Source organism: Streptomyces sp. HD (assembly GCF_028369295.1).
GTDB lineage: Bacteria > Actinomycetota > Actinomycetes > Streptomycetales > Streptomycetaceae > Streptomyces.
This window is the reverse complement of sequence record NZ_JAQMYP010000013.1, coordinates 59,013-72,697: the sequence shown is the minus strand read 5'-3', so window position 1 is coordinate 72,697 and position 13,685 is coordinate 59,013. Positions and strand designations below refer to the sequence as shown.

13 protein-coding genes are annotated in these 13,685 nt (G+C 71.4%); 7 read left to right on the top strand and 6 right to left on the bottom strand.

What is annotated here, in order from left to right; genetic code table 11:
• Nucleotides 1-7: 7 nt before the first annotated feature.
• On the bottom strand, nucleotides 8-400 hold the full coding sequence (locus POF73_RS15190; RefSeq protein ID WP_272115286.1) for a hypothetical protein: 393 nt from the start codon (nucleotides 398-400) through the stop codon (nucleotides 8-10).
• 97 nt (nucleotides 401-497) lie between these two features.
• On the opposite strand from POF73_RS15190, the gene POF73_RS15185 reads away from it, so the two are divergent.
• Nucleotides 498-938, top strand: a complete 441-nt coding sequence (locus tag POF73_RS15185) for a J-domain-containing protein (RefSeq protein WP_272115285.1) — start codon at nucleotides 498-500, stop codon at nucleotides 936-938.
• A 9-nt stretch (nucleotides 939-947) separates the two neighbouring features.
• On the opposite strand, the gene POF73_RS15180 is transcribed toward POF73_RS15185, so the two are convergent.
• Both POF73_RS15180 and POF73_RS15175 read right to left on the bottom strand, forming a co-directional pair.
• Nucleotides 948-1,388, bottom strand: a complete 441-nt coding sequence (locus POF73_RS15180; RefSeq protein ID WP_272115284.1) for a hypothetical protein — start codon at nucleotides 1,386-1,388, stop codon at nucleotides 948-950.
• Between the two features lie 5 nt (nucleotides 1,389-1,393).
• Complete coding sequence (locus tag POF73_RS15175; RefSeq protein ID WP_272115283.1) at nucleotides 1,394-2,089, bottom strand: hypothetical protein; 696 nt, start codon at nucleotides 2,087-2,089, stop codon at nucleotides 1,394-1,396.
• A gap of 150 nt (nucleotides 2,090-2,239) precedes the next feature.
• Between POF73_RS15175 and POF73_RS15170 the strand changes: the two genes are divergently transcribed.
• Nucleotides 2,240-2,731, top strand: coding sequence for a GNAT family N-acetyltransferase (locus POF73_RS15170; RefSeq protein WP_272115282.1), 492 nt, complete (start codon nucleotides 2,240-2,242; stop codon nucleotides 2,729-2,731).
• Between the two features lie 285 nt (nucleotides 2,732-3,016).
• On the opposite strand, the gene POF73_RS15165 is transcribed toward POF73_RS15170, so the two are convergent.
• Nucleotides 3,017-5,074, bottom strand: a complete 2,058-nt coding sequence (locus POF73_RS15165; protein ID WP_443049519.1) for an MDR family MFS transporter — start codon at nucleotides 5,072-5,074, stop codon at nucleotides 3,017-3,019.
• 301 nt (nucleotides 5,075-5,375) lie between these two features.
• On the opposite strand from POF73_RS15165, the gene POF73_RS15160 reads away from it, so the two are divergent.
• Nucleotides 5,376-6,257, top strand: coding sequence for a peptidoglycan-binding domain-containing protein (locus tag POF73_RS15160; protein WP_272115280.1), 882 nt, complete (start codon nucleotides 5,376-5,378; stop codon nucleotides 6,255-6,257).
• 182 nt (nucleotides 6,258-6,439) lie between these two features.
• Here POF73_RS15160 and POF73_RS15155 read toward each other — a convergent pair whose 3' ends face one another.
• On the bottom strand, nucleotides 6,440-7,117 hold the full coding sequence (locus tag POF73_RS15155) for an HAD family hydrolase (protein WP_272115279.1): 678 nt from the start codon (nucleotides 7,115-7,117) through the stop codon (nucleotides 6,440-6,442).
• 212 nt (nucleotides 7,118-7,329) lie between these two features.
• Nucleotides 7,330-7,917 carry a TMEM165/GDT1 family protein gene (locus POF73_RS15150; RefSeq protein WP_272115278.1) on the bottom strand — a complete coding sequence of 196 codons (588 nt, stop codon included), beginning with the start codon at nucleotides 7,915-7,917 and terminating at the stop codon, nucleotides 7,330-7,332.
• Nucleotides 7,918-8,291: 374 nt separating this feature from the next.
• Between POF73_RS15150 and POF73_RS15145 the strand changes: the two genes are divergently transcribed.
• The 4 genes from POF73_RS15145 (at nucleotide 8,292) to POF73_RS15130 (ending at nucleotide 13,468) form a co-directional block, all read left to right on the top strand.
• Nucleotides 8,292-8,936: an HNH endonuclease family protein gene (locus tag POF73_RS15145; RefSeq protein ID WP_272115277.1), complete on the top strand. Its 645-nt coding sequence runs from the start codon at nucleotides 8,292-8,294 to the stop codon at nucleotides 8,934-8,936.
• 108 nt (nucleotides 8,937-9,044) lie between these two features.
• Nucleotides 9,045-10,685 carry an alkaline phosphatase D family protein gene (locus POF73_RS15140; protein ID WP_272115276.1) on the top strand — a complete coding sequence of 547 codons (1,641 nt, stop codon included), beginning with the start codon at nucleotides 9,045-9,047 and terminating at the stop codon, nucleotides 10,683-10,685.
• A gap of 304 nt (nucleotides 10,686-10,989) precedes the next feature.
• Complete coding sequence (locus tag POF73_RS15135) at nucleotides 10,990-12,939, top strand: FAD/NAD(P)-binding protein (protein ID WP_272115275.1); 1,950 nt, start codon at nucleotides 10,990-10,992, stop codon at nucleotides 12,937-12,939.
• Nucleotides 12,940-13,030: 91 nt separating this feature from the next.
• Nucleotides 13,031-13,468 carry a DoxX family protein gene (locus POF73_RS15130; RefSeq protein WP_272115274.1) on the top strand — a complete coding sequence of 146 codons (438 nt, stop codon included), beginning with the start codon at nucleotides 13,031-13,033 and terminating at the stop codon, nucleotides 13,466-13,468.
• The last annotated feature ends 217 nt before the right edge of the window (nucleotides 13,469-13,685 follow it).

The window sequence follows — 13,685 nt, the reverse complement described above, 5'->3', positions numbered from 1 at the left end:
CCGTCTCTCAAGCCTCGTGGTAGAAGCCGACGTTGACGCTGCGCGGGGCGGTCCGGTCCTGGACGATGATCTCGCCACTGCCGCCTCTGGGCAGCGGCACCGACCCGCCGTAGCCGATCGGCTGGACGTATCCCCCCACGGTCAGCCGCACCTCGGACGACGGGTCGGCCTGCGAGCCGCGCAACCAGCTCACCTGCCACCCACCGTCCGGGCCGCACAGGAACTCCAGGTGGACCCGGGAGACGAACAGCCAGTCGTCCGGTGTCACCAGCCGGCACACCGACTTGTCCCGGCCCACCCGCAGCACGGCACCCGGCTCGCTGGGCGCGTCGGCCATGAGCATGCCGGCCGTGGCACCCTCGTCCGCCGCGGACACGACGGCCATGGTGAGTTCGAGCACGTGCGTTCCTCCTGAAACGTCTTGCACGACGGCCCGTTTGGCCATCGACGCCGCATGATAAATCGCCCGGCGCCATCGCGTCCGGCACAATGAACTCATGACCGATCGAAAGCCTCCCGGCGTCCCGTTCGAGTCCTGGGTGGACAAGCAGATCCACGACGCGCAGGACCGCGGCGACTTCGCGAGCCTGCCAGGCGCGGGCAAACCCCTGCCGACCGATCTGGAATCCCCGTACGACGAACTGTGGTGGATCAAGCGCAAGATGGCCCGCGAGGGCCTGTCGGTGCTGCCCCCGGCACTGGCCCTGCGCAAGGAGGCCGAGGACGCGCTGACGGCGGCCTACGCGGCGCCGGCGGAACGCATCGTCCGGAAGATCATCACGGACGTGAACGTCAAGATCCGCGACATGCTGCTGAAGCCGCCGCCCGGCCCTCCCCTGGGCCGCAAGCCGTACGACGTCGAAGAGGTCGTACGAGAGTGGCGGGAGCGTCGGGACGGACGGCGGGTGGCGGGCGAGTCGGATGTGTCCGACGTGTAGTCCGGTGCGTCAGACGTGCAGGAGCCGTTCCGCCAGCTCGCGATAGTCGCGCAACGCAAGGCGAAGCTGCTCGGTGTCGGTGGACGAGCCGGGCTTGCCCTCGGCCACGTCCGCGGACTGCCAGGACCCACGAAGGGAGCGGCGCCGCTGCGCCACCGCCTCGGTCAGGCGGCCGGTGAGCTCCTCCAGGACGTGGTCGGCCTCCTCGACGGCGGCCCGGGGACCGTCGACGAATCCGGAGACCGCGTGCTGCAGCTGCAGCTCGAACTTGTCGGACTCGTCGTGCGGGAAGAGCGGAGTGCCCTCACGCCCGCTCTCCGTACCGATCCCGCCCGGCATCGTGGCGCTCGGCTCCGTACCGCTGCGCTCCGTGCCGCCGGTGGGCGCGACCGTGGGTGCGCTCCGCGCCGGCTCCTGCCCCGTTCCCCTGCCGGTCGTCGCGTCCGTCATGTTCCTCAACTCCCCTTCGCGTGCCGTCCCGTGAACGTCCAGGGCAGATGGCCACGGTGGCCATCGCTGCGGGCGGTCGCTCGCCCGTTGGTGTCCCCGCCGGACTCGTGACGGTCCCGGGAAGGCCCACCGTGACGCTCGACGGGGGCGGTCAGATCCTCGAACAGGGCCCGGGCCTCGATCATGGCCTCGCGCATCTCCTCGGTACCCGGCCCGCCGCCTTCCTGTCCGCCACCCACGCGCGCATGGGCGACGCGGTGCACGTGCCGGTAGCCGTGCACATGGTCCGCGTGGTGCACGGACAGGGCGGAGAGCTGCTCCTCGTACTGCGCGCCGTCCGGGAAGCCCCGCGCCTGCGCGAGCTCCGCGAGCAGCCGGTCCGCCTCGTCGACGGCCTCCTTCGGCGAGTCGACGAAGCGCTCCTGGGCCGCCGTCCAGCGAGCCTCGAACCGCTCAAGCTCGGCCGGCTCCAACGGCCGCTCGCGCAGCCCGCCGTGCCGCTCCACCCGCCGGGCGAGCTCCCGCTCGGCGGCCTTGGCGTCCCCGTCGTGCCGGGCCACGGCCCGCTCGTACTCGGGCCCGAAGCGCCGCCTCAGGCCCCGGCCGCCCTGCGCACCCCGAGCACGCAGGGCCAGGGCGGCCGCGCCGAGCACGACTACGACCGCCGCGATCACGATCAGAACAATCACACCTGTGGACATGTCTGCCGGGTTGCCCGGAAGGCGCCCCTCAAACGGCCGTCGAATGTCCCACCACCGCGTGTCGATTCGCCCCGCCCTCGGTCCTTCCCGCACCCGAGGCACTCATATCGGCTTGCGAGCCTCCTGGTTCCCGGACCGACAATGATGGCCATGACCTGGACCATCGCCCCGGAACCTCCCGACTCCCCCGCCGCCACCGCGCTCTGGCGGGCGTACTACACCGAGGTCAGCGACCGCTATTACCTCCGGCACGAGGGACGCCGCACCGACCCGGCCGAGCTGGACCGGGAGGTCGCCGCCCAGACCTGGGACGAACTGCGCCCCCCGAAGGGCGAGTTGCTGGTGGCGCGCTACTCGGGCGAGCCGGCCGGCACAGCCGGAGTCCGCCTGCTGGACGCGGAAACCGCCGAGCTCAAGCGGGTGTTCGTGCACGAGTCGCTGCGCGGCAAGGGCGGCGGGCAGGTCCTCGTCCGGGCCGCCGAGGACAGCGCGCGAGCCTTCGGCGCCGCCCGCCTGATCCTGGACACCCGCCATGACCTGGTGGAGGCCCGGGCCCTGTACACCCGCCTCGGCTACGAGGAGACGGCACCGCACAACGACGAGGTCTACGCCGAGCACTGGTTCAGCAAGACGCTGCGCTGACATCCGGCGGCTGCGGGTCCGGTCGCGCAGTTCCCCGCGCCCCTGGGAGGTTGCAGTCGGCCTGCGCCGCAAGGTGAGCGGTCTCGCGGTCGCGTACGGCGGGCAGGCGGCGTGCCGGGGGTGTCCGCCCGCAGCGGCGGGCGTCAAGAAACAGCACCTCTTGAGAAGAGCAACCGCCCGACCGAGGACGGACACCCCCCGGCGCGCCCCCGACCCACCACGAAACCCAAGGCGCTCCGCGAACCCCCACCCAACAGCAACGGGCCGCTGCAGGCATCCCCCGCCTCACCGGCCGGAGGCACCCGGCTGCTCACGGGACGACCCACACAACTCCTCATTCAGCTCCTTCACCAGCTGACTCAGATCGGTGGGCCGATCCGGCCCCCACCAGTCCCCCAACAGCTCCGCCAACGACTCCTCCCGCACCCGGGCCAGGTGCCCGGCGACCTCCCGCCCCCGGTCCGTCAGCACAAGATCGAGCCCCTCCCGCACGGCCAGCCCCCGCCCCTCCACCTCCCGGGAGGCGTCGAGAATCACCGGCAACGGCACAGCACTCCGCTCGGCGAGCACCGCAGGCTCCACCCACCCGTACTTCTTGATCCGCAGCAACAGCCAGCTGGCCGCCGGCAACAGGTCGTACCCGGCCCGCTCCGTGATCTTCCGGTACACCTCCCGCCGCCCCTCCCGCGTACCGAGCACCGACAACGCCCGGCACACCTCGTCGTACGACGACCGCTCCACCGGATTGCTGGCCAGCGTCTCGGTGACGTCGGGCGCCCGCACCGAGCCCCGCAGCTTGTCCTCCCGCAGGAACCAGGCCAGCACGAACCCGAGCAGCGCGACAGGAGCGGCGTACAGAAACACGTCGGTGATCGACGACGCGTACGCCTCCAGCGCCTCCGACCGCAACCCGGCCGGCAGCTCGGCGATGTCCCGGGGATCCGCCTCCAGCCCCTCCAGCGAGACCCCGGACGGCAGCCGCACCCCCTCGAAGGCGTCCGCGAGCTTGTCGTCGAGGCGGCTCGCGAACACCGTCCCGAAGACGGCGACACCGAAGGACGCCCCGATCGACCGGAAGAACGTCGCCCCGGAGGTGGCGACGCCGAGATCCTCGTACGACACGGCGTTCTGCACGATCAGCACGAGCACCTGCATGACCAGCCCGAGCCCCAGCCCGAAGACGAAGAAGTAGACGCTCATCGCCCAGGTGGAGCTGTCCATGTCGAGCTGATGGAGCAGCAGCAGCCCGAGCGTCGTGACGCCGGTCCCGGCGATCGGGAACACCTTCCAGCGCCCGGTACGGCTCACGATCTGCCCGGACCCGGTGGACGACAGCAGCATGCCGACGACCATGGGCAGCATGTGCACCCCGGACATGGTCGGGCTGACCCCCTGCACGACCTGGAGGAACGTCGGCAGATAGGTCATCGCGCCGAACATGGCGAACCCGACGATGAAGCTGATGACGGCGGACAGCGTGAAGGTCCGCACCCCGAACAGTTTCAGCGGCAGCACGGGTTCGGCGGCCTGCCGCTCCACGGACACGAACGCGACGGCGAGCACGACCCCGAGCAGGGCCAGCCCGACGATCTGCACCGACCCCCAGCGCCAGGTGGTCCCTCCGAGGGACGCCACCAGCACCAGACAGGTGGCGACGGAGGCGATGAGGAACGTACCGAGATAGTCGATGACATGCGCGGTCGACCGCCGCGGAATCCGCAGGACGGCGGCGATGACGGCAAGCGCGACGACCCCGACGGGAAGGTTGACGTAGAACACCCACCGCCAGCTCAGATGCTCCGTGAACACCCCGCCGAGCAACGGCCCCAGCACACTGCTCGCCCCGAACACGGCCCCGAACAGCCCTTGATACCGGCCGCGTTCACGGGGCGGCACGATGTCCCCGACGATCGCCATGGACAGCACCATGAGCCCGCCGCCCCCGAGTCCCTGAACCGCCCGGAAGGCGATGAGCTGCGCCATGTTCTGCGCCATGCCGCACAGCGTGGAACCGACGAGGAAGATCACGATGGCCAGCTGGTAGAGCCGCTTGCGCCCGTACTGGTCACCGAGCTTGCCCCACAGCGGGGTCGCGGCGGTGGACGCCAGCAGATAGGCCGTCACGACCCAGGACAGATCCTCCAGTCCGCCGAGGTCGCTGACGATGGTCGGCAGCGCGGTCGAGACGATGGTCTGGTCGAGGGCGGCGAGCAGCATGCCGAGAAGCAGCGCGCCGATGGAGACGAGGACGTTGCCGGGCACGTTCTCGCGTGCCTCGACTCCCCGCTTCGGCGGCTGCGCGTCACGCACATTTCCCGTCATACCGTGCGCATCCCCGCCCATGAAGACCTCCCGAGACCGTCGTTACACCTCCCATGCATCTCCCATCGTGATCGCTTCGCCCGGTTATGGCCTGTCGAGTCCCTTTGGAATTGGTTATTCCGGGGGTTGGGGAGGCCGCGTGAGGAACGTCTGCATAACCTGGGGAGTTCACGAGGGGAGGGACGAACACGTGAGCGAGTCGAGGGGAACGACGGGAGCGCCGGGTCCGGACGACCCGGGGCGCCTGAATGGCCGCCAGTGCCCGGAGTGCGGGGCGCCGAGAGCGACCGACAACACCCCGTCGTGCGGCTGCGGCCCACGCGTGTCCGAGGCCCTGCGAGACGCCCGTACGGCGGAGGCGGCAGCGGCCGAGGACTTCGATCCGCTGCGGATACGCCCATACGTGGAGCTGGAGGGCGGCGAGCGGGAGCCCGGGGACACCGCCGCCGACGACGGCCGGACGATGCAGCTGCGAGCCGTACCGCCGACTGCCGCACCGCACGCACCGGATGCCCCGCACGCGCCGAACACCCGGGACCTGATCCTGTTCGAACCGGAAGCAGCGTCCTACGACGACGGCGACGCACCCCCGGCCGGAACGGCCGCCCGAAGGCGCCGCCGCACGGTACTGCTCGGCATGGGCGGAGGGCTCGTGGCCGTGGTGGCGGCGGCCGGCCTGGCCAGCGGCGTGTTCACGTACGAGGCGCCATCACGGCACAAGGCCCTCCCGAAGGACGTACGACCGAGCATCCCGGCCCCGTCGGCCAGCGAGGCCTCGGAGCAGCCGTCACCGACGGAAGGGGCTGCACAGCCGGCGCCACCCGCCGCGCCTCCCTCCCCCACGAAGAGCGCGTCCCCTTCCCCGTCGAGGTCGAGCGCGTCCCCCACGCACTCCCCCTCGACGGCACCGCCGACGCCCCCCGCCACCCCCGACGCCACCGCCTCCCAGGAGGAGTCCGCCGCCGCCCAGAAGCCCGCGCCCCCGACCCTCAGCCGCGGCGACCGCGGCCCCGAGGTCACGGAACTCGAACTACGCCTGACCCAGCTCGGCCTCTACACGGGGGAGGCCAAGGGCAACTACAACGAGGGCGTCGAGGACGCGGTGGCCAGATACCAGTGGGCGCGCGGCGTCCAGCGGGAGGAGTACGGGGAGTACGACCTGGAGACCAGGGAGCGGCTGGAGTCCGAAACAGCAGAACCGTAAGGGTTCGCCCAAGGACTCGGGACTTCGGGCCCGACGGCGGCTGCGGGCAGTCTGTGGCCGATCGCGCAGTTCCCCGCGCCCCTGGAGGGCGTGCAGTGGACGCGCCCCTTAGGGGCGCGGGGAACTGCGCGAGCAACCGAAACGCAACCCGCACCCGCCGTCGAACCGCAAGCCCCGATCCCTCAGGCGACGTACAACCGGATCCCCCCACCGGCCACCGCCTCGACCCGAACCTGCCGCAGATCGTCCACCACCACATCCGGCCCATGGAGCCGGGCCCGCGGCCCGACCCCCACCACCCGCATCCCCGCGGAGCGCCCCGCCTGGATTCCCGCCGCGGAGTCCTCGAACACCACACAGTCCCCCGGCGCGACCCCCAGCTCGGCGGCCCCCTTCAAAAAGCCCTCCGGATCGGGCTTGCTCGCCCCGACCGACTCCGCGGTCACCCACACGTCCGGCATCCCCAGCCCGGCCGCCCGCATCCGGGCCGTGGCGAGCGCGACATCCGCCGACGTCACCAGCGCATGCGGCACGCCCCGCAACGACGCCAGGAACTCCGGCGCCCCCGGAATCGGTACGACGCCCTCCACATCCGCCGTCTCCAGGGCGAGCATGCGCGCGTTGTCCGCGTGGTTCTGCTCCATCGGCCGGTCGGGCAGCAGCAGCGCCATCGAGGCGTGCCCCTGCCGCCCGTGCACGACCTTCATCACCTCGTCGGCGTCCAGCCCGTGCTGCTCGGACCAGTGGCGCCAGATCCGTTCCACCACGGCGTCGGAGTTGACGAGCGTGCCGTCCATGTCGAGGAGAAGGGCACGAGCGGTGAGGACGGTGGACCCGGTGGGCACGGCGGTGGCCGACATCGGCAGCTCCAAGGCGAGGGGCACCGGGGGTACAGGGGTGGCCCCCGGAGGGACAAGGTGGTCCCGCCCGCCGGTCAGGGAGAACGGGCGGGAACCACTTTGTTCCCCCACGGTACAAAACAGATCCCGGTTCGCGCCACCGCCTCCAGAAACCGTTCACCAACAGTTCAGCTCACGCCGCCGCCCGCACCGAGGTCCGGGCGCGCCCCGGCTCAGCCGGCGATCGCCTCCCAGAGGCTCCACAGACCCAGCGCCAGCATCACCAGCGCGGCCACCCTGGTGATCAGCTTCAACGGCACCCGCCGCATCAGCGCCTTGCCCCCGACGATCCCGATCGCCGCGACGGACCACAGCGCCAGCACCGCACCGATCCCGACCGACAGCGGGTCGTCGTAACGCGCCGCGAGATTCGCGGTCATGATCTGCGTCAGATCCCCGAACTCGGCGACCAGGATGAGCATGAACCCGGCCCCGGACACCTTCCAGAAGGACCGGTTCTCCGGCTTGCGGATCGCCGCGTCACCATCGGCCCCGCCCTCCGCCATGAGCAGCATCGCGGCGCCCCCCAGGAAGAGCACACCGGTCAGCGCCTGCACGATCTGCTGCGGCAACAGCGTGAGCACACTGCCGGCCGCCACGGCCAGCGCGACATGGACGGCGAACGCGGCGGCGACACCGGCGAAGACATAGGAGGCGCGGTAGCGCGTACCGAGGACGAGCCCGGCGAGCGCGGTCTTGTCGGGCAGTTCGGCGAGGAAGACGGCGCCGAAGACGACCGCCGTCACGGTGAAGCTGATCAAGGTTCCTCAATCGGTCGGGACTGCCCCACCGAGAGCATTGTCACTGCGCTGCGACACCTCGGCACGGCAGCACACACGGCACCCGTGCCGTACGACACGGGCGTGCACTGCTTGCCGAAGGTCTCGCTGGCCGACCTCGTGAACGAGGTCCGCCTCCGGGCGCCGGCTCAGACGAGCTGAGCAGTATGTCGACGGTCCGGCGAAGAGCTACTCCCCTTCTGCGTCCCCCATGATACGAGATCGTTTCGCCGTGAACCTTGTTATGTCATGGACGCGTCACTAACTTCTTACCGCACGCACACCTCCCAGCAATACGGCGTCGCGAGCATTCCCTCGCTCGCACGCCAACACCCCCACCTCCCAAGGGAGTTCGCATGTCGAAGTTCTACGCGCGTCGACGGGTCAGCATACTCGCGGCCCTCAGCGGCCTCATAGCCTCCGTCGCGCTCTTCAACGCCCCGACCGCCTCCGCCGCGCTCCCCACCCCCGTCAGCGCGGCCACCGCCCGCGGCTACCTGGCCCAGCTCACCGTGGCCACCGAGGACCGCACCGGCTACGACCGCGACCTCTTCCCGCACTGGATCACCCAGTCCGGCTCCTGCAACACCCGCGAGGTCGTCCTCAAGCGCGACGGCACCGACGTCGTCCAGGACTCCTCCTGCGCCGCCGTCAGCGGCAGCTGGTACTCCGTGTACGACGGCGCCACCTGGACCGCCGCCTCCGACCTGGACATCGACCACCTGGTCCCGCTGGCCGAGGCCTGGGACTCCGGCGCCGACAGCTGGACCACGTCCCGGCGCCAGTCCTTCGCCAACGACCTGACCCGCCCGCAGCTCATCGCGGTCACCGACAACGTCAACCAGGCCAAGGGCGACCAGGACCCGGCCCAGTGGATGCCCTCGCGCACCGACTACCGCTGCACCTACGTGCGCGCCTGGGTGCAGGTGAAGTACTACTACGGCCTCTCGGTCGACTCGGCGGAGAAGTCCGCCCTCACGAACTACCTCGCGAGCTGCTGACACCGCACGGCCCCGGGCCCACGGAGTTCGGCAAACCGTGATCTGCGGAACCTCCCCGTTCCCCTCCGTCGTTCCGTACCGTACGGGGCGACGGAGGAGGGCGATCACGTGGCCGAACTGCGGCTTGGTCCACTGCTGCGATACGCCGACGGCTCGTCCGCGACCGTCTGGGTCGAGGCGAGCCGTCCGTGCACGGCCGAGGTGCGCGGCGCCGACGGCGCCCAGGGCGAGTCCCGCACCTTCCAGATCGCCGGACACCACTACGCCCTGATCCCGGTGACCGGCCTCGCACCGGGCACCTCCCAGTCGTACGAGGTCCTCCTCGACGGCACGCGCGTGTGGCCGCTCCCCGACTCCCGTTTCCCACCCTCCGTCATCCGCACCCCGCTGGCCGACGACCCCGTCCGCCTCGCCTTCGGCTCCTGCCGCTGGGCCGCGCCGCCGGCCGGTGAGCAGGACCCGGTCGGCCCGGACGCGCTCGACACGCTGGCCGCGAAGATCGCGGCCGACCCCGACGGTGAGCGGCCGGACGTACTGGTGCTCCTCGGCGACCAGGTGTACGCCGACGAGACCTCCAAGGCGACCCGGCGCTGGCTGGCCGCCCGGCGCGATCTCAGCGACCCGCCGGGCAACGAGGTCGCGGACTACGAGGAGTACACCCGCCTCTACTACGAGTCCTGGCTCGACCCCGAGGTGCGCTGGCTGCTGTCCACCGTGCCGAGCTGCATGATCTTCGACGACCACGACGTCATCGACGACTGGAACACCTCCGCCGCCTGGCTCGCCGACATGCGGGCGACCCCGTGGTGGCAGGAGCGGCTGCTGAGCGGGCTGATGTCGTACTGGGTGCACCAGCACCTGGGCAATCTCACGCCGGACGAGCTGGCCGCCGACCCGCTCTACGCCGCCGTACGCGAAACCCCCGACGGCACCGACCTGTTGCGCTCCTTCGCCTGCAGGGCGGACGCCGAACCGTCCTCCGTCCGCTGGAGCTACCGGCGCGACTTCGGCCGGGTACGGCTGCTGATGGTGGACACCCGGGCGGCCCGGGTGCTCGACGAGGGCGCGCGCTCGATGCTCGACCCGGGAGCGGAGCGCTGGCTGCGCGAACAGGCCCTCGACGCACGCGGTTCGTACGACCACCTCCTCATCGGTACGTCCCTGCCGTGGCTGCTGCCCCACCTGGTGCATGACGCCGAGGCGTGGAACGCCGCCCTGTGCCGGGGCGAGCGCGGGGAGCGCTGGGCGCGGTTCGGGGAGGATCTGCGACGGCGGGCCGATCTGGAGCACTGGGCGGCGTTCCCGTCGTCCTTCGACGCGCTGGCGGAGCTGATCGCCGAGGTCGGATCGGGGGCGGAGGCGCCGGCGACGGTGTGCGTGCTGTCCGGCGACGTGCATCACGCGTACGTGGCCGAGCCGACGTGGCCGGCCGGTGAGGGGCCCGACGCCCGCGTCTACCAACTGACCTGCTCACCCGTGCACAACGCCATCCACCTGGCGATCCGGCTCGGCTTCCGCTTCGGCTGGAGCGCGGTGGCCCGGATGCTCGGACGGCGGTTCGCGGGGCACGGCGGCTGTCCCGAGCCCTCTGTCGACTGGCGCCGCACGGGCGGCCCGTGGTTCGGCAACCAGCTGATGACCCTGACGTTGAGGGGGCGTTCGGCGCGGCTGCGGCTGGAGCAGGCGAGTCAGTCGCGGGGCGGCGGGGCGCGGCTGAGGACGGCGGCGGAGTCGGAACTCGCGCCGTGAGACGGTGTGCCTGAGAACTCGGGACGTTCGGTGCGATGGCGGCCGCGGGTGGTCTGTGGCCGATCGCGCAGTTCCCCGCGCCCCTGGAGGTGCGTGCAGTGCACGCCCTTGAGGGGCGCGGGGAACTGCGCGAGCAACCCAACACACGCCGCGGCCGCCGACGAACCCAAATCCCCCCGAACCCACCGCAGAGTCCGTGATGCCCGTGATGCATCCCACACTCACACACCCCGAGGCCCTGTCGGCCCCGCTCCCGACGGCATGATGAGCCGGACCGTCCGCTTCCACCAGGCGGCCCGCTCCAATGCGCCCCACACGCCCGGGAGTCACCCCTTTGACCGCACCGACCTCCGCACCGACCCCGGACTCCCCCACGGTCTCCGTCGCCCTGGTCGGCGCCGGCCCCCGCGGCACCAGCGTCCTGGAACGCCTCTGCGCCTCCGCACCCGAACTCCTGCCGCCCGGCGCCCGGCTCACGGTCCATGTGGTCGACCCGGCGCCGCCCGGCCCCGGGCGGGTGTGGCGGACCGCGCAGTCGGCCGAGCTGCTGATGAACACGGTGTCCTCGCAGGTCACACTGTTCACCGACGGCAGCGTGGACTGCTCGGGCCCGATCCGTCCCGGCCCCAGCCTGCACGACTGGGCGACGGACACGCTCGGCCCGGACGATTACCCGACCCGCGCCCACTACGGCCGCTATCTGGAATGGGTGTTCGCGAAGGTCGTGCACGAGGCGCCGCCCGAGATACGTGTCGAGACACACGCGGCCCGTGCGATACGCCTCGACGACATGCCCGACCGCCGCCAGACCCTCACGCTCGACAGCGGCCGTACCCTGCCCGGCCTGTCCGCCGTAGTACTGGCCCAGGGCCATCTGCCGACGGCCGCCGACACGACACAGCGCCGCCTCACGACGTACGCCGAACGCCACGGCCTGCGTTACGTCGCGCCCGCGAACCCGGCAGACGTCGACCTTTCCGCCATATCCGCCGGCGAGCCGGTGCTGTTGCGCGGTCTGGGGCTCAACTTCTTCGACCACATGGCCCTGTTGACGACCGGCCGCGGCGGCCGCTTCGTCCGCTCCGAGGGCGGCCCGGGTCTGCGATACGTCCCGTCCGGCAACGAGCCGCGGCTGTACGCCGGTTCACGGCGCGGCATCCCGTACCAGGCGCGCGGCGACAACGCGAAGGGGCCGTACGGCCGCCATGTCCCGCTGGTCCTGACGCCCGAGGTGATCGCCGGTTTCCGCAAGCGCGCGGACTCGGGTGAGGCGCCGGACTTCCTCACGGAGATATGGCCGCTGGTGGCGAAGGAGGTCGAGGCGGTGTACTACACGGCGCTGATACCGGCCGGCCCCCGGCGACCGGAGTTCACCGCACGCTTCCTGACCCTCCCGCACCGCGACCCCCAGGAGGCGGCCCTGCTCGACGAGTTCGGCCTGCCGGAGGCCGAGCGCTGGAGCTGGGACCGGGTCTCCCGGCCGTACACGGGGCAGGACTTCGCCGATCCCGGGCAGTGGCGCGACTGGCTGCTGGCGTATCTGCGCGAGGACGCCGTGCACGCCGCCCGGGGCAATGTGGACGGCCCGCTGAAGTCGGCCCTCGACGTGCTGCGCGACCTGCGCAACGAACTCCGGCTGATCGTCGACCACGCCGGCCTCACCGGCACCTCCCGCCGGGACCACCTGGACCGCTGGTACACCCCCCTCAACGCCTTCCTGTCCATCGGCCCGCCCCGGCGGCGCGTGGAGGAGCTGGTGGCACTGATGGAGGCGGGGGTGGTGGAGGTGCTCGGGCCCCGGCTGGACGTTCGGGAGGAGGAGGGGGCCTGGGTGGCGCGCTCCCCGGAGGTGCCGGGCTCGGCGGTCCGGGCGACGGCCCTGATCGAGGCGCGGCTGCCGGAGCCCGACCTGCGCCGCAGCGCCGACGACCTGCTGGCCCGGCTGCTGAAGACCGGGCAGTGCCGCCCGCACACCGTCGACGGCTACGAGACCGGCGGGCTGGACGTGACGCCGCGGCCGTACCGGCTGATCGACCGTCAGGGCCGGGCGCATCCGAGGCGCTTCGCGTTCGGGGTTCCCACGGAAGGTGTGCACTGGGTGACGGCCGCGGGGGCGCGGCCAGGTGTGGATTCGGTCACTCTTTCGGACGCGGATGCGGTGGCGAGGGCAGCGCTACGTGCGGTTGTTTCCGGGGCGCATGAGGGTGCCGAGGCCGAACTGTGGCCAAATGTTGAACTTGCAAGTGTCGATTAGGACTACCTAACGTGGTCGCTACCGATCAGTACTCGTCCCCACGCCGTTCCCTCCAGGGACGGCCCAACTCCAGTCCGAGGGAGTCCCCCACATGACCGGACGCCTCAACAGCGCCCAGCCGTATGCCATCGGCCTGTTCCGCATCGTCGTCGGCCTGCTCTTCGCCTGCCACGGCGCCAACTCGCTCTTCGGCACGTTCGGCGGCCAGACCATGGAAGCCGGCACCTGGCCCGGCTGGTACGCCGCGGTGATCGAACTCGTCGGCGGCAGCCTGGTCCTGCTCGGCCTCGGCACCCGCGCCGCGGCGTTCATCTCCTCCGGCGCCATGGCCTACGCGTACTTCAAGGTCCACCAGCCGCAGGCCCTGTGGCCCATCGAGAACCAGGGCGAAGGCGCCGCCATGTACTGCTGGGCCATGTTCCTGCTGATCTTCACCGGCTCCGGCGCGTTCGGCCTGGACCGGCTGTTCGTCAAGCGCACCGGCACGCAGAGCGCGACGACGGCCGACCAGGCCCCGGTGGCCGCCTGACGGCTCCGGCACCGCGTCCCCGTACGACGGCCGAACTGCACGACGGCCGCCCTGCACGACGGCGCCCGTATCCGCGAGGCTCACGCGGGTGCGGGCGCTGTCGCCTTCGCTTCCGCCTTTGCTGTTGCCGCTTGTCGGGTCGATGCAGGTGAGTGAACATCCTGTGCCGAACGCACGTGCCCCCGATGAACCTGCTGTCACACCCCCGGCGTACGCT